General features: G+C 67.7%; 26 protein-coding genes. 12 read left to right on the top strand and 14 right to left on the bottom strand.

What is annotated here, in order from left to right:
• Positions 1-17: 17 nt before the first annotated feature.
• The 5 genes from LAQ74_RS08315 to LAQ74_RS08295 all read right to left on the bottom strand — a co-directional run bounded on the left by LAQ74_RS08315 (position 18) and on the right by LAQ74_RS08295 (position 6,891).
• Positions 18-1,331, bottom strand: coding sequence for an oxidoreductase (locus LAQ74_RS08315; protein ID WP_224337039.1), 1,314 nt, complete (start codon positions 1,329-1,331; stop codon positions 18-20).
• Between the two features lie 72 nt (positions 1,332-1,403).
• Positions 1,404-2,129, bottom strand: a complete 726-nt coding sequence (locus LAQ74_RS08310) for a DUF4013 domain-containing protein (RefSeq protein ID WP_224337037.1) — start codon at positions 2,127-2,129, stop codon at positions 1,404-1,406.
• A 62-nt stretch (positions 2,130-2,191) separates the two neighbouring features.
• A complete protein-coding gene (locus LAQ74_RS08305; RefSeq protein ID WP_224337034.1) occupies positions 2,192-2,707 on the bottom strand; it encodes a macro domain-containing protein in 516 nt (171 codons plus the stop codon).
• A gap of 47 nt (positions 2,708-2,754) precedes the next feature.
• Positions 2,755-4,740, bottom strand: coding sequence for an FAD-dependent oxidoreductase (locus LAQ74_RS08300; protein ID WP_224337023.1), 1,986 nt, complete (start codon positions 4,738-4,740; stop codon positions 2,755-2,757).
• A 69-nt stretch (positions 4,741-4,809) separates the two neighbouring features.
• Positions 4,810-6,891 (bottom strand): S9 family peptidase, encoded by a 2,082-nt coding sequence (locus LAQ74_RS08295; RefSeq protein ID WP_224337020.1) that lies wholly within the window; start codon positions 6,889-6,891, stop codon positions 4,810-4,812.
• Positions 6,892-7,090: 199 nt separating this feature from the next.
• Between LAQ74_RS08295 and LAQ74_RS08290 the strand changes: the two genes are divergently transcribed.
• Both LAQ74_RS08290 and LAQ74_RS08285 read left to right on the top strand, forming a co-directional pair.
• On the top strand, positions 7,091-7,894 hold the full coding sequence (locus tag LAQ74_RS08290; RefSeq protein ID WP_224337018.1) for an inositol monophosphatase family protein: 804 nt from the start codon (positions 7,091-7,093) through the stop codon (positions 7,892-7,894).
• Positions 7,895-7,988: 94 nt separating this feature from the next.
• Positions 7,989-8,132 carry a hypothetical protein gene (locus LAQ74_RS08285; protein ID WP_224337016.1) on the top strand — a complete coding sequence of 48 codons (144 nt, stop codon included), beginning with the start codon at positions 7,989-7,991 and terminating at the stop codon, positions 8,130-8,132.
• A 44-nt stretch (positions 8,133-8,176) separates the two neighbouring features.
• Here the strand turns inward: LAQ74_RS08285 and LAQ74_RS08280 are convergent, their stop codons facing one another.
• A complete protein-coding gene (locus LAQ74_RS08280) occupies positions 8,177-9,085 on the bottom strand; it encodes a DUF4349 domain-containing protein (protein WP_224337014.1) in 909 nt (302 codons plus the stop codon).
• A 393-nt stretch (positions 9,086-9,478) separates the two neighbouring features.
• On the opposite strand from LAQ74_RS08280, the gene LAQ74_RS08275 reads away from it, so the two are divergent.
• The 4 genes from LAQ74_RS08275 to LAQ74_RS08260 all read left to right on the top strand — a co-directional run bounded on the left by LAQ74_RS08275 (position 9,479) and on the right by LAQ74_RS08260 (position 13,328).
• Positions 9,479-10,261 (top strand): DUF7260 family protein, encoded by a 783-nt coding sequence (locus LAQ74_RS08275; protein ID WP_224337013.1) that lies wholly within the window; start codon positions 9,479-9,481, stop codon positions 10,259-10,261.
• A 177-nt stretch (positions 10,262-10,438) separates the two neighbouring features.
• A complete protein-coding gene (locus LAQ74_RS08270; RefSeq protein ID WP_224337011.1) occupies positions 10,439-10,900 on the top strand; it encodes a PH domain-containing protein in 462 nt (153 codons plus the stop codon).
• A complete protein-coding gene (locus LAQ74_RS08265; RefSeq protein WP_224337010.1) occupies positions 10,897-12,612 on the top strand; it encodes a PH domain-containing protein in 1,716 nt (571 codons plus the stop codon). The genes LAQ74_RS08270 and LAQ74_RS08265 overlap by 4 nt, the downstream gene beginning before the upstream one ends.
• 149 nt (positions 12,613-12,761) lie before the next feature.
• Positions 12,762-13,328 (top strand): hypothetical protein, encoded by a 567-nt coding sequence (locus LAQ74_RS08260; protein ID WP_224337009.1) that lies wholly within the window; start codon positions 12,762-12,764, stop codon positions 13,326-13,328.
• A 21-nt stretch (positions 13,329-13,349) separates the two neighbouring features.
• Here the strand turns inward: LAQ74_RS08260 and LAQ74_RS08255 are convergent, their stop codons facing one another.
• Both LAQ74_RS08255 and coxB read right to left on the bottom strand, forming a co-directional pair.
• Positions 13,350-14,006, bottom strand: a complete 657-nt coding sequence (locus LAQ74_RS08255) for a bifunctional 4-hydroxy-2-oxoglutarate aldolase/2-dehydro-3-deoxy-phosphogluconate aldolase (RefSeq protein WP_224337008.1) — start codon at positions 14,004-14,006, stop codon at positions 13,350-13,352.
• A 147-nt stretch (positions 14,007-14,153) separates the two neighbouring features.
• Positions 14,154-14,981, bottom strand: coding sequence for a cytochrome c oxidase subunit II (gene coxB, locus LAQ74_RS08250; RefSeq protein ID WP_224337006.1), 828 nt, complete (start codon positions 14,979-14,981; stop codon positions 14,154-14,156).
• 224 nt (positions 14,982-15,205) lie between these two features.
• Here coxB and LAQ74_RS08245 point away from each other — a divergent pair, with 224 nt between their 5' ends.
• From LAQ74_RS08245 to LAQ74_RS08235, 3 genes are read left to right on the top strand one after another with little or no spacing between them, the layout of a single operon-like run.
• Positions 15,206-16,606 (top strand): heme o synthase, encoded by a 1,401-nt coding sequence (locus LAQ74_RS08245; RefSeq protein WP_425498518.1) that lies wholly within the window; start codon positions 15,206-15,208, stop codon positions 16,604-16,606.
• Positions 16,607-16,621: 15 nt separating this feature from the next.
• Positions 16,622-17,278, top strand: a complete 657-nt coding sequence (locus LAQ74_RS08240) for a DUF7546 family protein (RefSeq protein ID WP_224337004.1) — start codon at positions 16,622-16,624, stop codon at positions 17,276-17,278.
• 60 nt (positions 17,279-17,338) lie between these two features.
• On the top strand, positions 17,339-17,581 hold the full coding sequence (locus tag LAQ74_RS08235; protein WP_224337003.1) for a SelT/SelW/SelH family protein: 243 nt from the start codon (positions 17,339-17,341) through the stop codon (positions 17,579-17,581).
• Between the two features lie 31 nt (positions 17,582-17,612).
• Here the strand turns inward: LAQ74_RS08235 and LAQ74_RS08230 are convergent, their stop codons facing one another.
• The 3 genes from LAQ74_RS08230 to LAQ74_RS08220 form a co-directional block, all read right to left on the bottom strand.
• Complete coding sequence (locus tag LAQ74_RS08230) at positions 17,613-18,260, bottom strand: class I SAM-dependent methyltransferase (protein WP_224337002.1); 648 nt, start codon at positions 18,258-18,260, stop codon at positions 17,613-17,615.
• Between the two features lie 98 nt (positions 18,261-18,358).
• A complete protein-coding gene (locus LAQ74_RS08225) occupies positions 18,359-19,375 on the bottom strand; it encodes an aldo/keto reductase (RefSeq protein ID WP_224337001.1) in 1,017 nt (338 codons plus the stop codon).
• 58 nt (positions 19,376-19,433) lie between these two features.
• Complete coding sequence (locus LAQ74_RS08220; RefSeq protein WP_224337000.1) at positions 19,434-20,423, bottom strand: aldo/keto reductase; 990 nt, start codon at positions 20,421-20,423, stop codon at positions 19,434-19,436.
• Positions 20,424-20,539: 116 nt separating this feature from the next.
• Here LAQ74_RS08220 and LAQ74_RS08215 point away from each other — a divergent pair, with 116 nt between their 5' ends.
• From LAQ74_RS08215 to LAQ74_RS08205, 3 genes are all read left to right on the top strand, one after another.
• Positions 20,540-21,604, top strand: a complete 1,065-nt coding sequence (locus tag LAQ74_RS08215) for a Gfo/Idh/MocA family protein (RefSeq protein WP_224336999.1) — start codon at positions 20,540-20,542, stop codon at positions 21,602-21,604.
• Positions 21,605-21,728: 124 nt separating this feature from the next.
• The gene (locus LAQ74_RS08210) at positions 21,729-22,757 is read left to right on the top strand and encodes an ABC transporter ATP-binding protein (RefSeq protein WP_224336998.1); all 1,029 of its coding nucleotides are present in this window, start codon (positions 21,729-21,731) and stop codon (positions 22,755-22,757) included.
• A complete protein-coding gene (locus LAQ74_RS08205) occupies positions 22,754-23,524 on the top strand; it encodes an ABC transporter permease (protein WP_224336997.1) in 771 nt (256 codons plus the stop codon). The genes LAQ74_RS08210 and LAQ74_RS08205 overlap by 4 nt, the downstream gene beginning before the upstream one ends.
• A 337-nt stretch (positions 23,525-23,861) precedes the next feature.
• Here the strand turns inward: LAQ74_RS08205 and LAQ74_RS08200 are convergent, their stop codons facing one another.
• The 3 genes from LAQ74_RS08200 to cysS all read right to left on the bottom strand — a co-directional run bounded on the left by LAQ74_RS08200 (position 23,862) and on the right by cysS (position 26,727).
• Complete coding sequence (locus tag LAQ74_RS08200) at positions 23,862-23,999, bottom strand: hypothetical protein (protein WP_224336996.1); 138 nt, start codon at positions 23,997-23,999, stop codon at positions 23,862-23,864.
• Between the two features lie 56 nt (positions 24,000-24,055).
• Positions 24,056-25,090 (bottom strand): S1C family serine protease, encoded by a 1,035-nt coding sequence (locus LAQ74_RS08195; protein ID WP_224336995.1) that lies wholly within the window; start codon positions 25,088-25,090, stop codon positions 24,056-24,058.
• A 152-nt stretch (positions 25,091-25,242) separates the two neighbouring features.
• Complete coding sequence (gene cysS / locus LAQ74_RS08190) at positions 25,243-26,727, bottom strand: cysteine--tRNA ligase (protein ID WP_224336993.1); 1,485 nt, start codon at positions 26,725-26,727, stop codon at positions 25,243-25,245.
• Positions 26,728-26,820 lie beyond the last annotated feature (93 nt).

The following is a 26,820-nucleotide window of genomic DNA, read 5'->3' as shown; positions in this document are numbered from 1 at the left end:
AGACGACCGATTTTTCGTCACTCGACTTCCGAGCGGCTGCTCCGCTCGTACGCACCCACTTTGCGCAGTTCGCCCGCTCGCCGGAGTACCTCCGGCGTTCGACAGACGCCGGATTCGCCCGTCGCCTGCGGCACCGCGCAGTTGTTGCAGTTCTCGCAGACGACGCGGGTCTCCTGCGACGCGTTCAGCAACCGCGCGGGCAGCTCGGGTTCGGCGTAGAACGGCCGCGCCATCCCGACCATGTCGCAGTCGCGACCCAGTAGCCGGTCCATCTCTCGTCGGTCGCGAATCCCGCCCTCCGCGAGCACCGGCACGCTCACGCGCTCTCGAACTTGTCGACAGAGGGTAGCGTTCCACGCCGGTTCGAAGTCGTACGCGAGCGACTCCACCCGGTTGCCGAGCGCGACGAGTACCGCCCGCGCCCGCCCGCCGAACGCCTCCGCATAACCGTCTCTGTACTGCTCGTCGCACCACGCCCGCGCCGGAAACTCGCCGCGGACGATGCTCATATCCCAGAATACGGAGGCGTTCACCGGGACGAGCGCGTCGTAGCCGACGTGGGCGAGTCGCTCACAGATTCGGACGGCCTCGGCCGCGGAGAGACGGGCACGGACGAACGGCGGCGCTTCCGTCTCGGCCGGCACTTTCGTCATCAGCGGCACGTTGCCCGCCCGCTCGCGAATCTCGTCGTGGACGAGTTCGAGAAACCGGACGCCGTCCGCGAACTCGTCGGTCCGGCGGTTGTAGAACGGCGAGAGGAACTGCTGGACGATGCCCATGTTCGCGCCGGCGAGGTGGACCACGTCGTAGCCGGCGTCGACGGCGTACGCCGCCGACCGGCCGAAGTCCGCGGCCAATTCGTACACTTCGCCGGTCGAAAGCACGCGCGTGTCGTAGCTGAGAAAGCCGAGTCTGTCGAGCAGTCGGAGCGGCCACGGCGGCCGCGAGACGGCCAGTTGTTGCAGTCCGGGGTTGGCGGCGCGGTAGCCCGCGTGCCACGTCTCCATGCTCCGCAGGCCGCCGTGTTCGAGTTGGATGGCGATGGTACCGCCGTGAGCGTGAATCGCGTCGGTGAGTGCCGAGAGGCCGGTGACAAAGTCGGGATCGTGGACGCGCGTCATCCCCGGCGCGGCGCAACCGCCGTCGCCGCGGACGACGGTCGCGCCCTGACAGACGAGGCCAGCACCCGCCGCCGCGGCGGGTTCGAGGTCGGCGACGAGCGTCTCGACGGCGTCGTCGCCGTTGCCGGCGCACTCCAGAAGCGGCGCTCGGTAGAGGCGGTTTGGGACGGTGAGCCCACCGATGTCGAGTGGGTCTTCGAGCCGCGGCATATCTCATCCACCGCGGGAGGCGACAAAACGCTGGTGTCGACGGTGGGCGCTGTCCGTCTGCTCGACGGTGCTTCAGACCGTGGGTCGCTCGTCCGAGGCGACGCTCTCGGACCGTCGGCGCTCGGCGCGGACGTCGCTCCACGAGCGCCCGAGGAGATACGCCGCCGCGACGAGCGCGTAGAACGTGACGAACGACGTGAGGAGGCCGCCGACGAGCGTGGCCGCGAGCAGTCCGCCGAGGACGCTGGCGACGAAGAGCACGAGGGCCGCCGAGAGCCACGCTGTCGCGTATTCACGGGTCGTCACGGCCCGCCAGAGCGAGCGTCCGGAGAACGCCGCGCCCAGTCGGCCGGTCGTCGCGTAGTTGGTGACGGCCGCGGGACCGGCGTAGAGGCCGACGAGCCAGAGGAGCAACGAACCGACCACGATGGCGAGCGTGATGGCGAAGACGACGAGCGGACTCAGGGTCGGGGCCGGCGACGGCTCGCCGGGGACGACGACGAGGAACGCCCCGACGGCGAGGACGCCCACGAGACCGACGACGAGCGACGGGAGGACGAAGTAGACGAACCCGACGACGGAGGCGAACACCCCTTCGAGAGTCATCTCGGCCCAGTCGTCGAACGCCGGCGGTCGTTCGTCGCCGTCGGCGGTCCGGCGAAGTACGCGGACGAGGTAGCCCGCGACGGTGAACAGGGGTACCAGGAGGAACCCGAGCAGGAGGAGGACACCGCCGACGAGCACCGTCGCGAGGGCGTCGTCGCTCTCGCGGAGGTAGGTGAGCGAATCGCCAATCATAACGGACTCTGATTGAGCCGCTGAGGAGATAAACCGTACTGTAAGACGAGTCTACTGCCGAATCACTCCGTTTCGCCCGATACGCTGTCGGCGACGCGCCGAACCGTCTCGTACTCCTCGTCGCTGTACGCGATGAACCGAACGTCGCGAAGCGACCGTGGCTCGAACGCTCGTATCTCCTCGGCGATGAGCCGCGCGCCCTCGTCGAGTGGGAACCCCGCGACGCCGCAACCGAGCGCCGGAATCACGAGCGACTCGCAGCCGCGTTCGTCCGCCGCTTCGAGCGCGTTCCGCGTCGCGTCGCGGATGCTCCGTTCGGTCGCTTTCCCGTCTCCATAATGGGGCATCGCCGCCGCGTGAATCACGTAGTCGGCGTCGAGGTCGTACGCGTCGGTAACGGCGACCCCGCCGAGGTCGACCGGCCCTTTCGACATCGCTTCCTCGTTGAGTTCGGCGCCCGCGGCGCGCCGGAGCGCCCCGGCGACCCCCGACCCCATGCGGAGACTCGTCCCCGCGGCGTTGACGAGCGCGTCCGCCGACTGTGCAGCGATGTCTCCCTGGACGACTCGGTGTTTCATATCGCGGTCTTCGGTTTCTATCGCAAAAAATCTCGGCGCCGTCTCGGCTACTCCGCGAGCGCACGGTAGACGACGAGACAGGCGTTGCCCCGCGAGATGGGCGCGTCGCCGCCGACGGCGTCCGGAAGCGACACGTCGTCTTCCAGCGCGTCCGAGAGCTCGGTGGCGAACGCGTCGGCGGTGACCGAATCGTCAGCGTCGACCGAGTCGCTCGTCGGCAGTCGCCGAGCGAGCGCCGACGCGTCGACGACGCTCTCTTCTCGCAGTTCGGCGGCGGCCGAGATCCACGCGTCGGCGACGGGCCGCGACAGCGATTCGCTCGGCCGGGCGTCGTAGCCGGCGAAGAACCCCTTCGTGGCGAGATACTGAACCGCAGGCGTCCACGCCGCGTCCGTCTCGGCGTCGATGTCGTTGAAGAAGGAGAGCGAGACGCCCGAATCTGCGAGTCGGCGCTGGACGCGCGAGGAATCGAGTGCTGCGGGTGCGTCTCCCGTCTCGACCGCCAGCGCGGCGGCGGCGCCCGCCGACTCGCCGATGTGGAGCCACGTCGGTTCGAGCCGAATCGTCCCGTAGGCGACGTGTGTCGCCGAGAGCGGCACGGGGACGACGAGGTTGTCGACGCCTCTCGGGAGCATCGCCCGGTACGGAATCTGGGAGGGCCGCGTCACCTGCGAGGCGTAGAAGAACCCCTCGGGTTGGCTGCCGAGTTGCCGCTCCTCGTGGCAGGCGTGCGAGTCGAGCGGATACTCCGCGACGGCGACGCTGTCGGCGTGCACCGGCGTTCGGTCGAGGCCGGGCGCGTGGCGGGCGTCGTTCTCGGTGAACGTGTACCGTCCCTCGATGCGCCGCGCCTCGCGGACGTACAGTTGCCACGGGAAGTTGTCGGTGTCTTCGAACTCGTCCGCCGCGAGTCCCCACTCGCGGGCGTCGTCTCGAATCGCCTCCGGGACTGCTTCGTCGTTCTGTAGGAAGTACAGCAGGCCGAGCGCGTACTCGCGATGTCTCCGCGCTTGCTCGGCCCGGCGCTCCCAGTCGGCTTCGGGGTAGTCGTGGTTCTCGCCGGGGAGGTCCGCCGAGTTCATATCCGCCTTCTCGTTGGGGAGATACCGGAGCAGTAGGTACGAACGGAGGCCGGACGTTTCGATTTCGGGGAGTTCGCTGAGGAACTCCTCGCGGTCGTAGTTCGCCGGTTTCTCGGGTCGACGGCGGTTCTCGGGGTCACGGCTCAGACAGAGGCGATAGTTGTACGCCTGGATCGCGTCGTCGCCCTCGCCGGTGCTGCCGGGGAAGATTTCGGTGAGTCCCGCAGGGTGCGGGGTGAGGTCGAGTTCGCCTTGCTGTTTCTCGGGGGCAACGTCGAGCGGTCCACGTCGGTCGGCGGGCGCGCTGTCGTCCTCGTTGCCGACGGCCTCGCGCGGATAGAAGCGGTCGCCGCGGATGCCCGTGAACAGCCGCCCGGCGAACTGCTCGTCGTGTTCGCTCCGGGACTCACGGCCGACGCGATACGGGACGCCGACGGTCGCCGCGAGGTCGCCCTCGTACGTCGCCTCGACGAACACGTCGGCCCCGACGCGGCGCTCGTCGCCGTCGCGTCGTTTCCCAGTTTGGGGGTCGAACGGTTCGATTCGGAGCGACTGGACGGTTCGGCCCGTCCGTTCTGCCGAAATCGGGCGGTACGCACGCAGGACCGTCAGGTTCGGTTCGTCGTCGACGAGCCGGTCGAACAGCTCCTCGGCGACGTGCGGTTCGAAGATGTAGCCGCCCTCGCAGAACTCGTACTGTTTGGAGTCCTCGCCGTAGCTCTCGGCGTAGTGGTCGCGGACGGCGTCGAAGAACTCCTGGAGGATGGGCGCGCGGGGTTTCTGTATCAGCGTGTCCGTGTAGCTCAGCCCGCCGGCCATCATCCCACCGAGGTGGCGGTTGTAGCTAATCAGGAGCGTCTCGACGCCGTCTCTGGCGGCGCGAACTGCGGCGGCGATGCCGCCGGGCGTGCCGCCGAGAACGGCGACGTCTACAGAATCGACAGTCGGCATGGGAACGACGTCGACGGGCGGGGGGAAAGAAGGTCGGGAGTCGGTGATTCCGGAGGCGCTCTCGGCGGTTCACTCCGACGCCGGGTCGTGGCGCTCGTACCACGCCAGAATCTGTTCCAGTCGGTGAATCGCGCGGTCGGGGTCGCCGACGTTGTGGTGTTCGTCCGGGTAGAGGACGAACTTCGCGTCGACGCCCCGCTTCTTCGCGCTGACGTACAGTTGCTCGGACTGCGACGGCGGACAGCGCCAGTCCTCCTCGCCCGCCATCACCAGTAACGGTGTCGAGAGGTCGCCGACGTCGAGGATGCTGGAGGAGGCGTCGAGCGCCCCGCCGTCCTCCCACGGGACGCCGTACTCCGTCTCGGTCCAGATGTGGCTGTCGTCGGTGCCGTACGCCGAGCGAAGGTCGTAGAGGCCGTGTTCGGGCGCGGCGGCGGTCAGGAGGTCCGTCTGCGTGACGAGGAAGCCCTGCGCGATGCCGCCGTAGGAGAAGCCGTGGCCGAAGACGCGGTCGGCGTCGGCGTAGCCGCGGTCGACCATCGCCTCGATGCCGGCGGCGATGTCCTCGACCTCGACGGTGCCCCAGCGCCCGCGGAGCGTCTCGGCGAACTGCCGGCCGTACGAGGAGCCGCCGCGGTAGTTCGGCCGGAAGACGACGTAGCCGCGGGAGGTGAACGCCGCGTGCGTAAAGCGGAACTCGGGTTCGTCGTAGGAGATGGGGCCGCCGTGGATGGCGACGACGAGCGGGTGCGATTCAGGCTCGTCGAAGTCGAACTCGGGGGGCGCGTAGACGATTCCCTCCACGTCCCATCCATCTGATTCGTAGGTCACCCGGCGTACCTGCGGCATCTCGTACTCCTCGGTGAACTCGTCGTTCACCCGGGAGAGGCGAGTCAGCGGCTCCGGTTCGCCTTCGTCGTCGGCGAGGTCCTCGACACCGACCGCGAACAGGTCCTGCCCCTCGCTCGGGTGCGAGAGGAGCACTCCGGCGCTGTCGCCACCGACATCGAACCCCTTCACCGCGCGATCGTCACCCTGCGCCGCGAAGACGCGTTCGACGCTCCCGTCGGTCTTGACGCGAATCGGCCGCGTCTTCCCCTCGTCGCCGACGAGCACGTACAGCGTCTCGTCGTCGGCCCACTGCGGACTCGCGCCGCGGGCGACGGTTCGGTCGAAGTCCGCCGTCAGCGACCCGTACTCGTCGCCGTCGTGGACGAACAACTGCGAGGGGACGTACCAGTTCTCGGGGTCGCTGCCGACGAAGGCGAGAGAGTCGCCGTCGGGCGACCACGTCGGCGCGTTCGCGGCGAGGTCCGAGTCGGTCCGCTGCTCCAGACTCCCGCCGTCGGGGTCGACGGTGTACACGTCCCGAACCATCGTGTCGTCGGGGTTCTCCAGACGGCAGGAGGTGAACGCGATCCGGTCACTCGGTCCCCACGCGGGGTTCATCCCCGAGAGCGCCTCGAACGCCCCGCCGCCGTAGGCGTCGTCGAGTCGCTCGCTGTCGCCCGATTCGATATCGACGACGAACAGGTACGTCGTCACCGAGTCGAGGTAGCCGACGCCGTCGGCTTTGTGCTGGAGGCGTTCGGTCTCGATGGGGCCGCCGTCGCGCCGGTCGTCGAGGTACTCCCGTTCCTCCTCGGTCGGGTCGCGCGCGGCGACGACGAGTCGGTCGCCGTCGGGTGACCAATCGAACTCGCGGACGCCCTCGTCGAACTCGGTGACCTGCCGGGCGTCGCCGCCGAGCGCGAGGTCGAACAGCCACACCTGGGATTTGGGTTCGTCGCTGTCGCTACCGTTTTCGCCGTCGCCGTTCGAGTCGTCGCCGTGCGTCTCTTCGTCTCTCTCGTCCTCCTTCTCCTGCCATCCGACGCGGCGCTCGGTGTCCTCCTCGCGCGCGGCGACGAAGGCGAGTCGCTCGCCGTCGGGGCCCCACGTCGGTTGACTGCCGCCGGGGACGCGGGTCAGTCGGTGCGGGTCTCGACTCCCGTCGGTCGGGGCGACGAACAGCGAGGTGAGTCGCTTCTCCTCGCGTTGGTCGGACTCGGCGGCGACGAAGGCGAGTCGCTGGCCGTCCGGCGAGACGTCGAACGCCGACGAGATCTCGGTGAAGTCGTAGAAGGATTCGAGTGGTACGGGTTCGCTCATCGGTCGTACCTCTCCTGCCCCCTCGAAATACGTTGGGCAATCGGCACGTCCCGTGAGTTATCCGATATCTGTCTGGAAAGATATCTAGAAATGTATCTGTACATATTTGTGGCTGGTCCCTCTCGGCCGTTCAGACGCGCGCCCGGACGACCGCCTCGACGACCGAATCGCTCATACCGCTGGCCTCGAACCGCCGAGTATGACAGCTGTCGACGTCGACGAGTTGGCCGCGGTGGCCGAACGGGCGGTTCGCGCCGGTGGCGAGTTTCTCCGCGACGAGTTCCGAAACGGCACGGTCGACGGCGAGTACGGTACCGACGACGTGAAGGCGGCCGCCGACCGCGCCGCCGAGGAGCGAGTCGTCTCCGCGATTCGCGAGTCGTTCCCCGACCACGCCATCCACGCCGAGGAGGCGGGGCGCTCCGGGTCGAACCGCTACGAGTGGGTCGTCGACCCGCTGGACGGGACGAACAACTTCGCGGCGGGCCTGCCGATGTTCGCCTCCGCCGTCGCCGTCGTCGACGACGGGGCGCCCGTCGTCTCGGCCATCTACGAACCGCTGCCCGAGTCGCTGTATCTCGCGCGTCGGGGCCGCGGGGCGACGGTGAACGGGGAGCGCATCGAGTCCGAGCGCGGGAGCGACGACCGCCTGCCGCTCGAACACGGTACCGTCTCGTTCGTCCTCGGACTGCCGGCGATCCGCGACCCGAACCTGCACGAGCGGGGCAGAGAGATGGCCGCCGCGCTCAACGGCGTCTGCAAACGGGTTCTGGAGACGTGGTCACCCTGCGTCGACTGGGGGCTGCTCGCGACCGGGCGAATCGAGGGGCTCGTCGCCTTCCGCCCCGACGTCTACGAGCAGTACGCGGGGTCGCTGTTGGCGGCGGAGGCCGACGTCGAGTCCGTCGAATCCGAAACCACGTACGTCGCCGCCGCTGACCGCGCGACGCTGGAGGCACTCGTCGAGGCGCTTCCGGCGTCCGTTCGGCCGAAACTCGAATAGCGCGGTACCGCCGCACGCGGTGAGTTCCGGACACGCGAGTCACGGCCACACCGGCCGTCTGCTTTTGTTCGTCGAAGGTCTACCGAGGCGCGTTATGGTCGGTTCCCGAACGGCGCCTGCGGTCGTCGGCATCCTCGGCAGCCTCCTCGTCAGCGCGCTGCTGTGGTGGTACTTCGACAGTTTCGTCTTCTTCCTGTTCGTCCCGTTCGTCCCGTATCTCCTCCGGCGGCGGGGGTAACCGGCGAGTGTGATAGCCGGCGAGTGCGATAGCCGGCGAGCGCGTCAGTCGCCGAACGGCCGACTGCCGCGGATGCGGCGAACGAGGAGGACCGCCGCGCCGACGACGGGGACGCCGAAGACGAGCAGATACGGCGCGGCGTAAGCCAGTCCGACCACGAGGGCGCGGAGCGTGACGCCGACGCCGTCGACGGAGTCGAGGAACGCCGACAGCACGCCGGTGTCGTACCACGCGGCGCGGTCGTACAGCCCCTCGGGTCGGGGTTCTTCGAGGTGGACGGTGAGCGTCGAGTAGGCGACTCGCTGTTCGAGCGACTGCAGTCGGCCTTCGAGGCGCTCGATTTCGGACTGGACGTCCGAGAGTTCCCGCTGAACCGCCAGCACGTCCTCGGTCTCGTTGGCCTGGTCGTACAGTTCGCGGAGACGGTCGCGTTCGGCGCGGAGGTTCTCCAGTCGGGCCTCCAAGTCGACGACCTCGTCCGTCACGTCCTCGGTCGTCGTCTCCTCGTACTGCACGTCGCCTTCGGCCTTCGCGGCGTCGAGCATCGACGTGTAGTTCTCCTGCGGGACGCGGATGACGACGCGGCCCTCCGACCACGTGTCGTTCCCCTCACCGCGATTCGAGACGCTCGTGTCGCTGACGTAGCCGCCGCGGGCGGCGGCGGCCGCGGTCAGGTTGTCGCGGGCGGGCTCTAACTCGTCGACCTGCATCCGCAACTCGCCGGTGCGGATTATCTCGCGGCGCTGGGCGAACTGGGTGTCGCCCTCGGCGTTCGCCGTCTCGCCGTCGGCGGCGGCCTCGGTCGCCGCGCCGCCGTCACCTCCGCCGCTGGTCGCGAAGTCTCCGCTCTGGCCCCCGGCGGCGCCCCCACTACTGTCGCTGGCCGCACACCCCGCCGTCACTAACAGGAACGTGACCGCCAGCGTCGCGATCGTCCGTGAGCTGACACGCATGTCGAATACATATAAACAAGGTCAAAAGAAACTATCCAAGGCACAAACAGGTGTTTGACCTATCCCGGCGTTGGCCGGATCCACGGCGTGACATCTCTCGGTCTCCACGCGCGGTCGAGGGGTTCGTACTGGTCGAACGCAGGAAGCCCTCCCGGTTGACGTGTTAGGTTTCTGAACAATATCGGTCTCTACAGTAGTAATTATTTCAACCCAACTAGTGGCCGATATTTTTTTCCCGTCCCCGGCTGTTCACGGACCAATGAGACGGGAACGCGCGAGCGACTGGGCTACTTCTCTCGGCGGAGGACTGCGAATCGGGTCGTCGACCGAGACGGGGCAAAGACGGCTCCGACCGCGGACACCGCTCGGGGCGTCCACCGGAGACGTCGAGCGATGACGACGGAGCGACCGACGCTCGACTCGGCCGAGCAGTCGGTTCGGGACGCTCGTCGGCTGGTTCGCGAGGAGCGGCGCAGAACCGTCGACGAACGCGAGGCGTTTCGGGCGTTCGCGGAGCGACTCCGAGACATCCAGCCGGCCACCGGTCGGGCGGTCCCGGCGGCGGTCAGAGGGACGAACGCCGGGGACGCCGGACCGAAAGCAGCAAAGCGGGTCCTCGACGCGTACCGGCAGACGGTGATGGCCGTCCCGCACTACGAGGCAGAGTACGGCGACACCATCGGCCGGAGTATCGTCGAGGAGTTCGGAACCAGCGTCGGCGGCGCGCTCGTCTCTGCGGACGGGCTGACCCCCGAACTCCGGCGCGTCGTCGTCGAAGCGACGAAGGGTGCGGCGTCCGACCGCGAGTCGTTTCTCGGACTCCTCGACGAGGAGGTGCGCTCGTTGACGACCGTTCTCGACCGCGTCGGTTCCATCTCGGAGACGCTCCGTGCGCTCGACGACACACCGCTCCCGGAACGGTCCTTCGACGACCTCTGCGAACTCAGAGGGCGCGTCTCCGCGCTCGAACGCCGGGCGACCGATCTGCACGCCGAGCGCCAGCGCAGAATCAGCGGCCATCGCCAGCGACTCGGCATCCCCGCCGTCGACCTGCCGACGTTTCTCTATCAGGAGCGACCGTACACGTATCCGGCGCTCTCCGCCGCCGCGACGCTCGCCGAGACGATTCGACGCGCCTGCCGACGCGTCGACCGACAGTTGACCGCGACGCCCTGACCGACTTCGGGTACCGGGATTTATACTGGTCCCGTCGAAACGGACGGCGATGAGCGGGTTCCGGACGACACCGTCGGTATGGGGACTGGACTGCCGGCGGAGCTGGCGAGACCGATGCAGCCGACGCGACCACCGAGGCGAGAAGCTCGATCGACCGGTGGGGGTGGCGTCGCGCCCATGATGCGACTCGACCCCCGCGTACAGTTGCTCTGGTCGCTTCGGGCGCTGGTCGTCGCGGCTATCTTCGGTGCTCTCGCTGCTGTCCTCGACTTCTTCGTCTTCGAGCGCGGTATCTGGCTCCCGATCGTCGTCTTCCTCGGCGTTCTCGGTCTCGGCGTCGTCCTCGCCGCCCTCCGGTATCGCTACTGGCGCTACGAGGTCCGCGACGACTCGCTGTATCTGGAGCGCGGGGTGTTCACCCGCGTCCGCACGGTGGTTCCGTTCGTCCGCATCCAGCACGTCGACTCCTCGCGGTCGCCGGTCGAACGTCTCGCCGGACTGGCGACTACCGTCGTTTACACCGCCGGTTCGCGCGGCGCGGACGTCACCATCCCTGGGCTGTCGGCGTCGGATTCCGACGACCTCCAGGAGCGGATAAAGCGGTTGGCCATCCGTGCCGAGGGTGACGACGCGGTATGAAACTCTCGCCGCTGTCGGTTCCGTACCGGGTCGCTCAGAAGGCGGGGAGCCTCGTCTTCTCGCTCGTCGTCCTCTTTCTCACCGGCGCGACGGGTCTCCAGCAGGCGTTCGGCGCGGCGGGTCTCCTCCTCGCGGTGGGCGTCCTCCTCGTCGTCGTCTTCGCGCTCGTCGGCTACGAGGTGGCGTACTACCGGCGCTACGAGTACGAACTCACCGCCGACACGTTCGACATCCGGTCGGGGGTGTTCTCCCGGCGGACTCGCGAGATCCCGCTCGGCCGGATTCAGAACGTCGACATCAGCCGCAACGTCGTCCAGCGCTTTCTCGACATCGCGGCCGTCGACTTCGAGACGGCGGGCGGCAGCGAGACGGAGGCGGCGATTCGCTACGTCAGCTTCGAGGAGGCAAAGCGACTGCAGCGCGCCGTCGGCCGCCGCAAGCGGGGCGAAACCGGGGACGGCGACGATTCGACGGCCGACCGGACCGAACTGCTGTTCGCGCTCTCGGACCGGGAGTTGGCGCTCGTCGGCCTGCTCTCGTTCGACCTCCGGATACCGGGTATCGTCGCGTTCCTCGCCTCCAGTTCGGTGCCGATTCTCTCCTCGCTCGTCCCGTCGCTGTCCGAACTCACCGTCCTCGCCGTCGGCGGCGTGCTGCTGGCCGTCGCCATCCTGCTGTTCTCGTGGCTCGTGGGCGCCGTCGTCGCGGTGCTGAACTACTACGGCTTTCGGTTGTCGCAGACGACCGACGAACTCCGGTACGAACGCGGCCTCGTCCAGCGTTACGACGGGTCGATTCCGTTCGACAAAGTTCAGACGCTCACCGTCGAGGAGAACCCCCTCAAGCGACGGTTCGGCTACGCCACCCTCGCCATCGAGACGGCTGGCTACGCGCCGGGACAGGGCGGCAGCTACGGGTCGGAAGCCGCGGTTCCGCTGGCGCGCGTGGACCGGGTTCTCGCACTCGCTCGCGACATCGACGAGTTCGGCGAGTTCGACTTCCGGCGGCCGCCGAAACGCATCCGCCGCCGCTACGTCGGCCGGTATCTCATCGTCCTCGGCATCCTTCTCGCGGCGCTCTACGGCGTGAACTACGCCCTCGGCGGGAGCTATCCGTGGTACGTGCCCACCGTCGCCCTGCCCCTGGTTCCGGTGGCCGCACACTACAAGTGGAAACACCGCGGCTACTGGCTGGACGAGCGCCACGTCGTGACACGGAACGGCTTCTGGAACCGCCAGACGCGAATCGTTCCCTACCACCGCATCCAGACGCTCGTCGACACGCAAACCATCTTTCAGCGCCGCTGGCGCGTCGCGACCGTCACCATCGACACCGCGGGGTCGCGGTCGCTCGCCGCTCGCGACGCCGCCGCCGTCGACATCGACCGCGACGAAGCCGAGCGACTGCGCTCGACGCTCGAAACGCGGTTACAGGAGGCGCTCGTGGCACGCCGACGGGAGGTGGACGCAGACGAGAGCGACGACGGGAGCGACAACGGGAGCGAGGGCGAGGTGAGCAGAAACGGCGAGTACGGCGAGACGTCGGTTGACGAACCCCGACATAATGAGACGGAATCCGAAGACTCGACGTACACCGACGACTCGACACCAGCCGACAATTCGACACAGGCTGACAATTCGACACAGGCTGACAATTCGACACCGGCCGACGACGCGGAGTCGCCGAGCGACGACAGTCCAAGTACGACTTGACGCGGAAAACGAACCGCAGACTCGTCGCCGACGGCGGCGTGCATCTCGTCGACGCATTCGGGCGGATCTCGGCGTCTCTCTAACACGTTTCTAGAGAGAACACTCTCTCTAAACAGAAGGTACTTGTATCCAGCTCGGAGAGGGAAGATATGAATCGTCGCGGACTCCTCGCCGGTGCGGCAGCGGGAACAGCAGCGCTGCTCGGCGTCGGTGCGCTCGGCCTCCAGTCGGACGACCCGGCAGAGACCGGCGAGTTCGACCGCCGCCGCCCGAGAGACGACGAACACGCCGCCGAACGGCCGTCGGTGACGTTCGAGCCACAGGAGACGCGAATCCGTCTCACCGGAGCACTCGTCATCGGATCGGACAGTTGCCTCCGCGCCTCGCTGTCGTCGGCGACGTACGACGCCGACGACCGACGGCTCGAAGTCGTCGTCGCCGCCGACCGCGACGACAGCATCGACGGCTGTTCCGGTACCGCGACGACGTCGAACGACACCGTCGTCACCGGTGACACGGGCGAAGAAAACGACTCGTTCTCGGCGAACTGGTCGGCGAACGACTCGAATCCACAGTCGGTCCCCGAACACCTGACCGTCGACGGCTACGACGCAGTATTCGACTTCGAGGACGACCTGCCCGCCACCGTCGTCGTCACCGAACGCGACGAGGTGTACGGCGAGCGAACGACGCGCGTCGAGTGGGCGCTCGGCTGATTTTCTCGCCTCTCGGGTCGATTACGAGTCGCGCGCCTCGTCGATGACCTCGGTGAAGCGCCGCGCCTGCTCGGTGACGGCGTCGAAGTCGCCGCGCTCGACGGCGTCGCCGTCGACGAGCGCCGACCCGGCGCCGACGACCATCGCGCCCGCGTCGATGAAGTCGGCGGCGTTGTCCACGTCGACGCCGCCGGTCGGCATCATCGGAACCTGACCGAGCGGACCCTTCATACTGCTGAGGTGACCCGGGCCGAGCGTCGACGCCGGGAACACCTTCACGAAGTCGGAGCCTGCCTCCATCGCCCGCACCGCCTCGGTGGGGGTCATGATGCCCGGCGCGACGACGGCGTTGTAGCGGTTGCACGTCTCGACGACGTCCGGTTCGAAGTTGGGACCGACGACGAACTCCGCGCCCGCGAGCAGGGTGCTTCGGGCCGTCTCGGCGTCGAGGACGGTTCCCGCGCCGACGACGACCTCGTCGCCGAAGGCTCCCGAAACGTCGCGAATCATTTCCAACGCGCCGGGGTTGTCGGCGGTGATCTCGATGGCGGAGACGCCGCCGCGTTCGAGCGCTTCGGCCGTCTCGAGGAGCGAGTCGGCGTCCGCGCCGCGCATGACCGCGACGACGCCGCTGTCGACGATGCGTTCGAGGTTCCGCTGTCGGTCGCTTGAACTCATTCGTGCGCTACTGCGCCGACGCGAGTAATAAAAGCCGACCACTACGTCGTGGTTTGCGGGGAGGGGGTGGTCGTCGGCGGCGGTCGTCGTCGCTGTCGGCGGCGACGCTCAGCGGGAGAAACGCGCGAGAAGCGGCGAAGTCGCGCCTCAGTACTCGACCGCGGTCAGTTCGGCCGGCGCGGTGACCACGGAGGAGTTCGAGGCGTTACCCGACTCGTTGCCGGAGCCGCCCGACTCGCCCTCGGAGGACTGCTCCTGCAACCACTGCTCGTACTCGTCCTGCGGGACAACTTCGACCTGGAAGTACATCTGCGAGTGCGCGACGCCGCAGAACTCCGCACAGTAGCCCTGGTAGACGTTGTCATCGTTCTCCTGGTAGTGCGCCACCGTCTTGATGGTGTTGTTCTGTTCGGGGAACGCGTCCGTCTTCAGCCCCATCTCCGGGACGTGGAACGCGTGTATCACGTCGCGTGAGGTGACCTCGAAGTAGACGTCTTGATCCGCCGGTATCACCACCGGGGCGGCCTCGCTCCCGTCGACGGTGACGTTCTCACCGGGGTAGGTGAACTCCCAGCCCCACTGGTAGGCCTCGGCGTGGACGAGGGTGCTTCCGTCCTGTCCGGGTTCCTGGAGGCCGGGCTCTTCGGCATACGTGACGTTGGGGTTCGCGAGGACGCCGTAGGAGGCGACGCCGACGAACACCAGAATGATAGCCGTCGCGACGGTCCACGTGATTTCGAGTCGGCGGTTCTCCTTGGTCGGCTGCGGGTCGTCGTTGTTGCGGAACTTGATGACTGTGTAGATGAGGATGACTTCGACCAGGAGCGTGATCGGAATCCCCAGATACAGCAGCTTCCCGTTGAGCTCGTTGATGAGCTCCGCAGTCGTCGAGGGCTGTGCCGCCGCGGGGACGGCGACGAGCGCCAGCGCCACTGCGGAGAACAGCGAGACGAGTGCGATACGCGTACGCTTCATTGCTACTGCGGAGTTGGGATAGCCGACGTAAATAGCTGCTGACTCCCCGTTCGCCCGACGGGACGCCGGTCGAAGGACAGATTTCCGGTTTCGACGTTCGAACTACAGGGCGCCGGCCTCGAACCGCGAGACTCGGCGTCGACGCGCCGCGGACCGCCCCCCGAAGCCCGATAAAGCGCGGTGCCTAAGTACCGGGCTTCCCAACCTCCGGTAGTGACATAAACGTGGAATCGACAGACACTCCCGACCGGTTCCCGGCCCTCCTCGCCGCCACCGCGATGGGCGTCTATCTCCTCCTCGCCGTCGGCGCGACGACGGCGCTCACCGACGCCGCGACGGCGTGTGCCGCGTGGCCCGCCTGCGGCGACGGCCTCTCGCTTCCCTCCTCGGCGATGGGCTACGTCGCCCTCGGTCACCGCGCCGTGGCGCTCGTCGTCGGCGTGCTCGTCGCCGTCACGGGTGTACTCGCCTGGCGTCGTCGCGAGTCGACCCGAATCAGGGCGGCGCTCGGTCTCTCGCTTCTGCTCTACCCAGTTCAGGCAGGCATCGGCGCGTCGGTCGCGATGAACGGCGCAACGGCGACGCTGTCGACCGTCCACCTCGTCGTCGGCATGACCATCTTCGGCGGACTGGTCGCCGCGCTCGCGTGGACGCTCGAAATCGAGACCGGCGACCCCGACGACCGGCCCGAACGGATGCCCGAGAGAGACCTCCCGCCCGCGGAGGACCGGCGGCCCGAGGTACCCGAGTCGCCGCTCGCCCGCGCGAAGGCGACGGCGAACGCCTACTTCCGACTGATGAAACCGCGGCTGATGTGGCTGCTCTGTCTGGTCGCCGGCGCCGCGATGGCGCTGGCGGGCGGCCCCGGCCTCAACCCGACGACGGTCGCCGCGACGCTCGGCGGCGGCGCGCTCTCTATCGGCGCGTCGGGCACGTTCAACCACGTGCTCGAACGCGACATCGACCGCCGGATGAACCGCACGAGCGACCGTCCGCTGGTGACCGACCTCGTCCCCGTTCGCAACGCCGTCGCGTGGGGACTGTTCCTCTCGGTCGTCTCGCTCGGCCTGTTCGCGTCAGTGAACCTGCTTGCGGCGGCGCTCGGCCTCGCGGCCATTCTCTTCTACAGCGTCGTCTACACGCTCGTCCTCAAGCCGAACACGGTCCAGAACACAGTCATCGGCGGCGCGGCGGGCGCGCTCCCGGCGCTCATCGGCTGGGTCGCCGTCACCGGAGAGGTCGGCCTCGGCGGTCTCGTCCTCGCCGGTGTCATCTTCCTCTGGACGCCCGCGCACTTCTACAACCTCGCGCTGGCGTACAAGGACGACTACGAGCGCGGCGGCTTCCCGATGATGCCCGTCGTCCGCGGCGAGACGGTGACCCGAAAGCACATCCTCTGGTATCTCGGCGCGACGCTCGTCGCCGCCGCAGCGCTCGCGGCGGCCGAGATGCTCGGCTGGCTCTACGTGCTCACCGGCGTCGTCTTCGGCGGCCTGTTCCTCTGGATGGTCGTCCGCCTCCACTACGAGCAGAGCGAGTCGGCGGCGTTCCGCTCGTTCCACGCCTCGAACGCCTACCTCGGCGCGCTGCTGCTGGCCGTCGTCGTCGACGCGCTCGCCGTCTGAACCCACTACCGACACATGACCACTTTCGCCCGTTCACTCCCCCGACCCTCGCAGGAGACGCTCCTCTACGGCGGGATACTGCTGAACGTCGAACTCGTCCTGCTGTTCGCCTACGGACTGCTGACGCCCGGGTCACTCGTTCCCGTTCGCTACACGCTCTACGGACTGCTCTGGCTCAACGCGAGCGTCTTCGCCGTGGCGAAGACCCGCGTCGCACCCGCTCCGACCCGGACGAAGCGTCGCGCGGCCGCCGTCGCCGTCGGCTACTTCGCGGCGCTCGCCGTCGCAGGCGGCCTCGTGACGCTCGCGTCGACTCACGGCGGCGCGGGCTTCCGAATCGGCTGGCTCCCGCCGGGGTGGGGGCCGGCGCTCATCTACGGCGGCGAGACGCTCAACCTGATTCTGATGCCCGGGCGGGTCGTCGGCTACGTCGCGCTGGCGTATCTCGTCTACGCGACGGTCGTCGACGCGGCCGGGGCCGCGGTTTCGGGTATCCTCGGCCTGCTCTCCTGCGTCTCCTGCTCGTGGCCGATCCTCGCCTCGGTCGCGACGGCGGTGCTGGGCAGCGGGTCGGCGCTGGCCGCGTCGGCGACGGCGCTGTCGTACGACCTCTCGACGCTCGTGTTCCTCGCCACCGTCGCGCTGTTGTACTGGCGGCCGTTCGGCCGGTGAGTACTCACCTCTCTACTCCCCGGCCCGAGTTTTAACCCGGCGGCTGTCGTACGTGCGCACATGACATCCGTCAACATCGAGTACTGCGTCCCGTGCGGCTACCTCGACCGCGCCGAACAGATTCAACACCAGTTACTGGAGGAGTTCGGACAGGAACTCGACTCCGTCGCGCTCGTCACCGGTGACCACGGCGTGCTCCGCGTCACCGCCGACGACGAGGTGGTGTTCGACAAGGACGAGGGCGACGAGTACGACGTCGACGCCATCGCGGAAGGTGTCCGGAACCAGCTCGGCGAGGCCTGAGCCGCAGTTCGGCTGCGAAACGAATCCGAACCTACGCTCGCAGTCGCGCCAAGACGAAGGGGAAGTAACCGTCGTCGTCGTCGTCCTCTTCGGCTAACTCGTCGTCGATTCGCCGAACGTCGAGCTGCTGAAACCCGGCCGCGTCGAGCAGTTCGAGGGTCCTCGGTAGACCGGGGAAACTCCAGCGCATCTCGACACCGCTGTCCAACCAGTCGGGGTTCGACCCGGTCCACGCCCCCTCGCCCGTCGAGAATAGCACTCGGCCACCGGGACGGAGTACGCGAGCGAACTCCGCTAACACGTCTCCGTGTTGTGCCGTCGGGACGTGGATGAGCGAGTGGAACGCGCAGACGACGTCGAACGCGTCGGTGGCGAACGGAAGCGCCGTCATGTCTCCTTGGACGCGTCGGGCCGTCGGTGCCGCCGCGAGGTGGCAGCGCAACTGCTCGCGCGAGAAGTCGAGGCCGACGACCTCGAACTCGTCGGATAGGTCCACAGAGATGGGGACACCGTTACCGCACCCCGCGTCGAGCACTCGTGCGCCGGCGTCGAGCGAGTCGCACAGCGAGTCGAGCAACACCGTCTCCGGCGGCGCGTCGGAGCAGGCGGCCGCGTAGTCGTCGGCGATGGCGTCGTAGGCGCGGCGAATCGAATCGCGTTCGGTCGTCGGATCGCTCACGTCTCCGTCGTCGGCGACGGGGGCGAAAAATCGATCGGCGCCGCGGACGACGCCGTTCTCCCCGTACCGTCGCCGCTGTGCCCGCGGACGTCGCCGGCTCAGTGTCCCCAGATACCGCCGCTCTCGTCGTAGCGCGCCTCGAGAATCCGGTCGTGTTGCTCCTGACTGAGGCTCACGTCGACCGCGCCGAGGTTCTCCTCCAACTGCTCTTCGGTGCGCGCGCCGACGATGGGGATGCAGGTGAACTGCTCTATCTGCATCAGCCAGCGAAGCGCGACCTGCGCGGGCGAGGCGTCGACTTCGTCGGCGACCTCGCGGACGGCGTCGAGCACCCGCCACCCGCGCTCGGAGACGTAGTAGTCGCCGAATCGCTCGTCGATGTTCGCCCGCGACCCGTCGGGGCCGCGAACCGCTTGCGGGTCGTCCTCGTCGGCGCGTTCGTACTTGCCGGTCAGGAATCCCCCAGCCAGCGGCGAGTACGGGCAGACCCCGATATCCTGGTCGGCACACACGTCGAGATACTCTTTCACGTCCTCGTAGTAGCCCGCGTGGAACAGCGGTTGGGTCACGTCGAACCGGGCGTAGTCGTGGACGTCGGAGTTCCAGAGCGCCTTCGTCAACTGCCACGCCGCCATCGTCGACGCGCCCAGATAGTTGACCCGGCCGTCTTCGACCAACCCATCGAGCGTCTGGAGGGTCTCCTCTATCGGCGTGTCCTCGTCCCAGCGGTGAATGTAGTAGAGGTCGAGGTAGTCGGTCCCCAATCTGTCGAGCGTCCCTTCGATTTGGTTTCTGATGTGCGTCCGCGACAGCCCTCTCCCGTTCGGGTTGTCCTCGTCGAAGGGGAAGTACACTTTCGAGGCGACGACGAACTCCTCGCGGTCACGCTCGGCCAACCAGTCACCGATCCACTCCTCGCTCGTGCCGTTGGGGTCGCCGTAGACGTTCGCGGTGTCGATGAAGTTCCCGCCGCGCTCGGCGAAGACATCGAGCAGGTCGTGCGCCTCGCTGCGTTCGGTCTCGTTCGTCCCGTCGGTCTTACGTCCGAAGCGCCACGTGCCGTAACAGAGCGCGGAGACGCGCGTCCCCGTCGACCCAAGTTGTCGGTACTCCATACGGCGTGTTCGAGAGCGAAAACGAAAAGTGTGGAGTCGCCGGCAGCGGGTTCGGAAACTACTCCTCGTCGCCGGTGCGCGCGTCGGCGATGCGGTCGTACTGGTCGTCGGAGAGCGTCACGTCGACGGCCCCGAGATTCTCCTCCATCTGGTCGACGGTGCGCGCACCGACGATGGGGATGCAGTCGAACTCGCGCTGGTCGACGAGCCAGCGGAGCGCGACCTGTGCGGGCGTCGCGTCGACTTCGTCGGCGACCTCGCGGACGGCGTCGAGCACCTCCCAGCCGCGCTCGGAGACGTAGGCGTCCTGGAAGTAGTCGACGAGGTTCGCCCGTGACCCGTCGGGGCCGACGGCGTTCCCGTCGTCGTCGCGTTCGTACTTGCCGGTGAGAAAGCCGCCCGCCAGCGGCGAGTACGGGCAGACGGCGATGTCCTGGTCCGCGCACACGTCGAGGTAGTCGTCGACGTCGGTCTGCGCCGCGTGGAACATCGGCTGGGTGACGTCGAACCGGGCGTAGTCGTGGGCGTCCGACTTCCAGAGCGCCTTCGTCAACTGCCACGCCGCCATCGTCGACGCGCCGAGGTAGTTCACCGTCCCCTCCTCGACGAGGCCGTTCAAAGTCTGGAGGGTCTCCTCGATGGGCGTGTTCTCGTCCCAGCGGTGGATGTAGTAGAGGTCCAGATAGTCGGTACCGAGTCGGTCGAGCGTGCCCTCTATCTGGTTTCTGATGTGGGTCCGCGAGAGTCCCCTTCCGTTGGGATTCTCGTCGTCGAAGGGGAAGTACACCTTCGAGGCGACGACGAACTCCTCGCGGTCGCGTTCGGCCAACCAGTCGCCGATCCAGTCTTCGCTCGTGCCGTTGGGGTCGCCGTAGACGTTCGCGGTGTCGATGAAGTTGCCGCCGCCAGCCTCGTAGGCGTCCAAGAGTTCGTGTGCCTCGTCGCGGTCGGTCTCGTACTCGCCGCTGCTCTTCATGCCGAATCGCCACGTGCCGTAACAGAGAGAGGAGACGCGCGTTCCCGTCGCCCCGAGTTGTCGGTACTCCATACCGACCGCTCGGCGGCATCAGGCAAAAGGCTGTGAGTACCGGAAACCCTCCGAATCGAGTCGCACAGTCGCGCCGACTCCGACGGATTGATACCCACTCCCATGCTTCTCCGGCCGTGAACGTTGTAGGAATCGGACTCGGTGACCTCGGCCGCCTCGAACTTCGAACGCTCGCCGCCCTCGACGGGGTCGACCTCGTCGCCGGGGCGGACGTCTCGCCTGACGCCCGCGAGGCGTTCGCCGAGGAGCACGACGTGCCGACGTACGAGTCGTACGAGGAGATGCTCGACGTCGAGGACGCCGACGCCGCCTGTATCGTCACCCCGCACACGCTCCACTACGAGCAAGCCCGCGCCTGTCTCGACCGGGGTGTCCACGTCCACCTCGAGAAGCCGATGGTGACCGACCTCGACCACGCCCGCGACCTCCAGAAACGAGCAGACGAGGCCGACCTCACGCTCGCGGTCGGTTACCAGCGCCACCTCGACCCGCGCTTCCGGAAGATTCGTCGCCTCGTCGACGAGGGCGCAATCGGCGACCTCCACATGGTTGTCTGCTTCCTCGAACAGGTGTGGATATCGATCGCCGAGGAACAGTGGCGCGGTAACCCGGCGCTCTCCGGTGGTGGACAACTGTACGACTCCGGCTCGCATCTGCTCGACGCGCTGCTGTGGACCACGCGCGCCGACCCCCTCTCGGTCGCCGCCGTCGTCGACGACCGCGGCCACGACGTGGACGTCAACAGCGCGCTCGCGGTGACGCTCGACCGCGACGGCGACCGGATCTCGGCGAGCGTCGGCGTCTCCGGCGCGGGTCGCAGTACGCCCGCCCCTGGCGAGGGACTGCATCTCTGGGGGACTGAGGGCCGAATCAGCCTCGCCGACGACACGCTGACCGTCGAGTCCGGCGGCGAGGTCGAAGCCGAGGACGCCCCCGAACCCCAGTTCGAGGAACTCACCGAGAGAAAACTCCAGAACTTCGTCGACGCCGTCCGCGCCGACGCTGAACTCGTCATCCCGGCGAGCGACGCCGTCCGCGTGACGGCGCTCACGGAGGCGGCGTACGAAGCGGCCGAGAGCCGAGAGACCGTCGACATCGGCGCGTTCGACGGCGAGCGCGACACATCGGTCGACGCCACGGCCGAAGCGGCGAAGGCCGTCGAACCCGGAGACGACGACTGACGCGCTGACGGACGCACGGCTGTCGGACGGTGTCCGGGAGCCGAACCGTATCCGAGAGTCGAACCACGCCGCGTGACCGAGGGGGAATCCGAATCCTTACGGCCGAAACGCTCCGAGTCCGACCATGGACGAGGTACTGGTCGCCGACGACGTGCGAAAGCGGTACGAGGACACCGTCGCGCTGGACGGCGTCTCGCTGTCGGTCGGCGCGGGGGAGGTGTTCGGTCTCATCGGCCCGAACGGCGCGGGCAAGACGACGCTCGTTCGCGCGCTCACCGGGACGACCCGCGCGGACGGGGAGATTCGCGTCTTCGGCGGCGACCCCGAAGACGCCGACGAACAGCGCGTGAGCCTCCTCCCCCAGTCCTTCTCGCCGCCCGCGCGGCTCACCGCCCGCGAACTCGTCGCCTACTACGCCGGCCTGTACGACAGCTCCCGGAGCCCTGACAATGTGCTGGCCGACGTGGGACTGAGCGACGCGGCCGACACGTGGTACGAGAACCTCTCGGGCGGACAGCAGCGGCGCGTCTGCGTCGGCGTCTCGCTCGTCAACGACCCCGAGTTGCTCTTCTTGGACGAACCGACGACCGGCATCGACCCCGCCGGTCGCCGGTCGCTGTGGGCGCTCCTCGAAGATCTCGCGGCGGGCGGCACGACGGTGTTTCTGACGAGTCACTCGATGGCCGAGGTCGAACGGCTCTCCGACCGCGTCGGTCTGCTCGCCGACGGGAAACTGGTCGCGGTCGGCACGCCCGACTCGCTCGTCACCGAGTACGGCGGCGAGAGCCGACTCGTCGTCCGGCCCGAGTCCGCGCCCGACGCGGCGGTCGACGCCCTCTCGAAAGAGAACCCGACCTTCGATCTCGCGGTCGCCGGCGACGAACTCGCCTTCCGCAACGTCGACCCCAGAGCCATCGGCCCGGCCGTCGACGCGCTCGAATCCGCGGACATCGAATACGACGCGCTGACCTGGAAGCAACCGGACCTCGAAGATGTCTACCTCCATCTCACCGGCGACGAGTTCGCCGCAGTCGACCGGTCGACCGCGGAGACGACCGCCGCGGCCGACGCCGCAGAGGCCACAGACGCCGATAGCGCCGAATCCGAACCCGTCGACGCCGGCGCGCCCGCCGGCTCCGGAGGTGACCGATGACGGCGACCGGCAGAGTACGTGCCGAGTTCGGCGCGGCCTGGAGCTCCTTCCTCCGTCGCCGGACAGCGGTGTTCTTCACGTTCTTCTTCCCGGTCATTCTCGTGCTCATCTTCGGCGCGCTGGTGCAGACCCAACCGACCGGCGGTGGCCTGTTCGCCGAACCGCAGGCGTACTACGTGCCGGGCTACCTCGCCACCGTCGTACTGTTCACGCCGCTGTCGCGCGTCGGCAGCGAGATCGCCCGTCACCGCGAGGGCAACCGTTTCGAGAAACTGGCGACGACGCCGCTGTCGCGCGCGGAATGGCTGCTCGCGCAGACGCTCGTCAACGTCGTCGTCATCGGCCTCGCGGCGCTTCTCATCCTCGTGCTGATGGTCGTCGCGACCGGGGCCGACATACCGCTCTCCCCGAGTCTCCTGCTCCTCGTTCCGTTCGTCGGACTCGGCGTCGCGACCTTCTGTGGGCTCGGCTCCGTGCTGGGCAGCGTCGCCGACTCCCAAGACGGCGTCATCGCCGCGAGCAACGCGGTGGCGATTCCGCTTTTGTTCCTCTCGGAGACGTTCGTCACGCCCGCGTTGCTCCCGGAGTGGTTCGGGCCGGTGGTGAACCTCTCGCCGTTGACGTACTTCTCGCGCGGGGTGCGGGCGCTGACGTACGAAGGTGCAGGCGTGGGCGACGCGACGGTTCTCGCGAATCTCGCTATCGTCGCCGTCCTCGCCGTCGTCTTCTTCGCCGCGGGGGCGTTCGCCATCCCGCGTACGGATTAGCGGAGCACGAACACCTCTCGGCTCTCGTCGTCGAACGCACGACAGGATGGTCCCGTCTTCGGTGATAAAACACAGTGTCGGCGAAAGGACACTATTCAGACGAGGCTCGATCCACCGCCAGCTTCGGTCAGTGAAACAACCACACCCCTGGTGGATCGAAAGGGCGAGGCACTCTCGACGAACCCCGGCGACGCAAGCACGTGAGCGGCTGCAAGGAGCGAACGCGCGCAACGAGCCGCGGGAGTCGAGAGCGCCGAGGGCTTTCAGGTAGTCACGATACTCGGACCAGTTTCTCCGGCGTATCTCAAGACTGCCGGCGAAGGAGCCAAAAACAGTTTCAGACGCCGACCCGAGTCACGCCGAGAATTGCGCCGCACTCGGAGCACTCCCAGACCGTCCCGTCCGTGAACCGGAGGTCGGTGTCGCTCTCGACGAGTTCCCGCTGCTCGGTCTCACAGTAGGGACAGTAGCCCATGGACTTCGGTTTCGGCCTCGAAACCGTAGCTATTGGGGTCGCGACGGGCCGCTCGCTCAGTCGATGGGGATGCGCTCGCCGCGGCCGCCGCGTCGCCGCGGGCGTCCGTCGTTCAGCGTCGGTCGCTCGCCGAGAATCACGCTCAGCGTCGCCTCCTCGCCGTCGCGCAGCACGTCGATGTCGACCGGTTCGCCCGGACGCGTCTCGGTGATGAGGTAGTGCATCAACTGCTCGTGGGAGTTGACCGTGCGGCCGTTACTGCCGACGATGACATCGCCGCCGACGGGCACCTCGCGCCCGCGGACGGTCCGTGAGTAGCGCGACCCGCGGAGCGCGTCGCCGCCGGTCGGTCCGGCGGCCACGTCGACGACGAGGACACCCCGCGGGTCGTCGAGTCGGTTCGCCCGCGCGACGGTCGGCGTCACGTCGAGCGTCCGCGTCCGGAGGTACGAGTGGCGGTAGAAGCCGTCGTCGACGAGTCCCGGTACCACCTGCGAGACGATGGCGGGGGAGACGGCGAAACCGATGTTGTCGCCCTGCTTGGCGCGGTTGACACCGACGACTTCGTAGGATAGCTTTGGCGAATCGCCGTCACCGCGCCCGTTCAGCGCCACCAACGGCCCGCCGCTGTTTCCGGGGTTGATGGGCGCGTCGGTCTGGACGACGTCCGGGATGGCGAAGCCGCCGGAGGTGGGCATCGAGCGGTTCGACCCGGAGACGATGCCGACGCTGATGGAGCCGTCGAGACCCATCGGGTTGCCGAGCGCCGCGACGGGGCGGCCGGGTTTCGGGTTCTCGGTGGCGACGGGGAGCGGCACCGCGGTCTCGGGGAGGCTCTCGACGCGGACGACCGCGAGGTCGGTGTAGGCGTCGACGCCGACGACCTCGCCCTCGCGCCACTGACCGTCGCTGAACCGGAGTTCGACGCCGTCGCCGCCGCGGACGACGTGTTCGTTGGTCACGACGTGGTTGCGGTCGTAGACGAACCCCGACCCCGCGCCGCCCATCGGACCGCGTCCGGCGACGTAGACGGAGACGACGGAGGGGATGACCTCCTCGTACAACCGTTCGTAATCGATGTCTGACTTCATGGGGTGGTGCGCCGACGCCGACCAGCGACGCCCGCGCTTACCGGAGGTTAGGAGCCCGTGCGGATATGAGGGTGTCGGATGTTGGCACATCACAAAGGAGAAGAGGTTGTCGGTTCTCGGAGACTTCTCTCAGACGACGCGAACTCGGCGACTCAGTACCGGAACGTCGGGCCGTCGTCGCTGTCCTGCACTTCGATCCCGATGGCTTCGAGACGGTCGCGAAGGTCGTCGGCGCGCCCGTAGTTGCCCGCCTCGCGCTCGGACTCCCGGAGGTCGAGAACGAGTTCGATTAGGTCGTCGGCCAGACCTACGTCGCCGCCCGCTTCGTCGCCGAAGGTGAGGCCGAACACGCCGCCGCCGAGTTCCTCGAACGTCTCGACGGCCTCGCGGAGGCCCCGATAGTCGTACTCGTCGTGATTCTCGATGTGGCGGTTGACGCCCGCGGCGAGCTCCAGCAGGGCGGCCATCGCCTCGCGGACGTTGAAATCGTCGTTCATCGCGCGGGCGAACTCCTCGTGCGTCTCGTCGACGGTCGCTCGTAGTTCCTGATCGTCGACTTTCGTCCGCGCGTCGGTCGAGTCGAGGCGGTCGCAGGCCGCCTCGTAGGCGCGTTCGAGGCGCTCCCAGCGTTCTCTCGCCTCGGCCATCGCACCCTCGCTGAACGTCTGTTTCGAGCCGTAGCCCGTCGAGAGGTAGAACGTCCGGACGACGTCGACGCCGAACTCCTCTAAGGCTCCCGAGACGGTGAAGAAGTTACCGAGACTCGAACTCATCTTCTCGCCCTTCGTCTCCAGAAGCCCGGTGTGGAGCCAGTACCGGGCGAATTTCTCCCCTGTCGCGGCTTCACTCTGGGCGATTTCGTTCTCGTGGTGCGGGAACACCAGGTCGTGGCCGCCGACGTGGATATCCAGCGTCTCGCCGAGATGCGTCATCGACATCGCCGAGCACTCGATGTGCCAGCCCGGTCGCCCCTCGCCCCACGGCGACTCCCACGTCTCGCCGTGGTCGGTCGACTCGTCGATGGGCCGGTCGTCCTTACGGTGTTCGGCGATGGCGACGTCGCTGACGCCGTCGGCCTTCCAGAGCGCGAAGTCCGCGGGATGGCGCTTCTCGCTTCGTTCCTCGGCTTCGCCCTGCGCCTCCATCTCCTCGACGTTCTGGTTCGAGAGCTTGCCGTAGTCGGGGAACTGGGTCACGTCGAAGTATACTGACCCGTTGGACTCGTAGGCGTAGCCCTTCTCCACGAGCGTCTCGATGAGGCCGACGATTTCGGGGACGTGTTCCGACACTCGGGGGTACACTTCCGCACGCAAGAGGTTGAGCCCGCGCATGTCCTCGATGACCGAGGCCATGAACTGTTCGGCGACTTCCCCCTCTGTGTCGCCGAGGCCCTCCTCGCCCGCTCGGGCGGCGATCTTCTCGTTCACGTCGGTGAAGTTCTCGACGTGGCGGACGCCGTATCCCTCGTGGGCCAGCCAGCGATGCATCACGTCCGAGTGGGTCCACACCCGGGCGTGACCGAGGTGTGCGTCGTCCGAGACCGTCAGCCCGCAGACGTACAACAGCACATCGTCGGGGTCGCCCGGCTCGAACTCCTCGCGTTCGCCCGTCAGGGTGTTGGTCACGGACAGCGTCATTGACGAGGGATTGTTCGGGATGGGATTTAGGCCTTTCAGAACTGTGCGAAGGGGTGGCGGGCGCTGTTCGGTTCGGGTTCTCGGTGTAGATAA

It is taken from the genome of Haloprofundus halobius, from assembly GCF_020097835.1.
GTDB lineage: Archaea > Halobacteriota > Halobacteria > Halobacteriales > Haloferacaceae > Haloprofundus > Haloprofundus halobius.
Note: the sequence above shows the minus strand (reverse complement) of the source record. Positions and strands in the feature narration are given on the sequence as shown.

What these genes read in the sequence shown, in the direction of transcription:
- LAQ74_RS08315 (WP_224337039.1), bottom strand. Translation starts at nt 1,331, where the DNA reads ATGCCGCGGCTCGAAGACCCACTCGACATCGGTGGGCTCACCGTCCCA.
- LAQ74_RS08310 (WP_224337037.1), bottom strand. Translation starts at nt 2,129, where the DNA reads ATGATTGGCGATTCGCTCACCTACCTCCGCGAGAGCGACGACGCCCTC.
- LAQ74_RS08305 (WP_224337034.1), bottom strand. Translation starts at nt 2,707, where the DNA reads ATGAAACACCGAGTCGTCCAGGGAGACATCGCTGCACAGTCGGCGGAC.
- LAQ74_RS08300 (WP_224337023.1), bottom strand. Translation starts at nt 4,740, where the DNA reads ATGCCGACTGTCGATTCTGTAGACGTCGCCGTTCTCGGCGGCACGCCC.
- LAQ74_RS08295 (WP_224337020.1), bottom strand. Translation starts at nt 6,891, where the DNA reads ATGAGCGAACCCGTACCACTCGAATCCTTCTACGACTTCACCGAGATC.
- LAQ74_RS08290 (WP_224337018.1), top strand. Translation starts at nt 7,091, where the DNA reads ATGACAGCTGTCGACGTCGACGAGTTGGCCGCGGTGGCCGAACGGGCG.
- LAQ74_RS08285 (WP_224337016.1), top strand. Translation starts at nt 7,989, where the DNA reads ATGGTCGGTTCCCGAACGGCGCCTGCGGTCGTCGGCATCCTCGGCAGC.
- LAQ74_RS08280 (WP_224337014.1), bottom strand. Translation starts at nt 9,085, where the DNA reads ATGCGTGTCAGCTCACGGACGATCGCGACGCTGGCGGTCACGTTCCTG.
- LAQ74_RS08275 (WP_224337013.1), top strand. Translation starts at nt 9,479, where the DNA reads ATGACGACGGAGCGACCGACGCTCGACTCGGCCGAGCAGTCGGTTCGG.
- LAQ74_RS08270 (WP_224337011.1), top strand. Translation starts at nt 10,439, where the DNA reads ATGATGCGACTCGACCCCCGCGTACAGTTGCTCTGGTCGCTTCGGGCG.
- LAQ74_RS08265 (WP_224337010.1), top strand. Translation starts at nt 10,897, where the DNA reads ATGAAACTCTCGCCGCTGTCGGTTCCGTACCGGGTCGCTCAGAAGGCG.
- LAQ74_RS08260 (WP_224337009.1), top strand. Translation starts at nt 12,762, where the DNA reads ATGAATCGTCGCGGACTCCTCGCCGGTGCGGCAGCGGGAACAGCAGCG.
- LAQ74_RS08255 (WP_224337008.1), bottom strand. Translation starts at nt 14,006, where the DNA reads ATGAGTTCAAGCGACCGACAGCGGAACCTCGAACGCATCGTCGACAGC.
- coxB (WP_224337006.1), bottom strand. Translation starts at nt 14,981, where the DNA reads ATGAAGCGTACGCGTATCGCACTCGTCTCGCTGTTCTCCGCAGTGGCG.
- LAQ74_RS08240 (WP_224337004.1), top strand. Translation starts at nt 16,622, where the DNA reads ATGACCACTTTCGCCCGTTCACTCCCCCGACCCTCGCAGGAGACGCTC.
- LAQ74_RS08235 (WP_224337003.1), top strand. Translation starts at nt 17,339, where the DNA reads ATGACATCCGTCAACATCGAGTACTGCGTCCCGTGCGGCTACCTCGAC.
- LAQ74_RS08225 (WP_224337001.1), bottom strand. Translation starts at nt 19,375, where the DNA reads ATGGAGTACCGACAACTTGGGTCGACGGGGACGCGCGTCTCCGCGCTC.
- LAQ74_RS08220 (WP_224337000.1), bottom strand. Translation starts at nt 20,423, where the DNA reads ATGGAGTACCGACAACTCGGGGCGACGGGAACGCGCGTCTCCTCTCTC.
- LAQ74_RS08210 (WP_224336998.1), top strand. Translation starts at nt 21,729, where the DNA reads ATGGACGAGGTACTGGTCGCCGACGACGTGCGAAAGCGGTACGAGGAC.
- LAQ74_RS08205 (WP_224336997.1), top strand. Translation starts at nt 22,754, where the DNA reads ATGACGGCGACCGGCAGAGTACGTGCCGAGTTCGGCGCGGCCTGGAGC.
- LAQ74_RS08200 (WP_224336996.1), bottom strand. Translation starts at nt 23,999, where the DNA reads ATGGGCTACTGTCCCTACTGTGAGACCGAGCAGCGGGAACTCGTCGAG.
- LAQ74_RS08195 (WP_224336995.1), bottom strand. Translation starts at nt 25,090, where the DNA reads ATGAAGTCAGACATCGATTACGAACGGTTGTACGAGGAGGTCATCCCC.
- cysS (WP_224336993.1), bottom strand. Translation starts at nt 26,727, where the DNA reads ATGACGCTGTCCGTGACCAACACCCTGACGGGCGAACGCGAGGAGTTC.